At 20.3% G+C, this 301-nt stretch carries 1 protein-coding gene; it reads left to right on the top strand.

From position 1 onward, the window contains the following. Window positions 1-126 precede the first annotated feature (126 nt). On the top strand, window positions 127-301 hold a 175-nt coding region (locus AYC60_RS09585; RefSeq protein ID WP_414162578.1), incomplete at its 3' end, for a pseudouridine synthase.

The raw sequence follows: 301 nt of genomic DNA, 5'->3' as shown, positions 1-301 counted from the left end.
ATTAAATTAAGAAATATTACTGTTAATGATATTATTTTAAAGTCCAATGATAAGTAAATTGATGAAAAAAAAGTTTATATTAAATATTAAAACAATATAATAAATTACACGAAATTTAGGTAAAATATGTTAAATAAAACTAAAGGATATATTAGTGCTACAGAAGATTTAAAACAAAAAACTGTTTTAGATTTAATTACAGATTTTAAAACTTATTATTTATTGCCCGTTGGAAGGTTAGACATTGATACAGAAGTACTATTACTATTAACTAATTATGGAAATTTAGCACACAACCTTT

The sequence above is a fragment of the Streptobacillus felis genome (assembly GCF_001559775.1).
In the GTDB taxonomy this organism is placed as follows: Bacteria; Fusobacteriota; Fusobacteriia; order Fusobacteriales; family Leptotrichiaceae; genus Streptobacillus; species Streptobacillus felis.
This window is presented reverse-complemented; position numbering and strand designations above follow the sequence as displayed.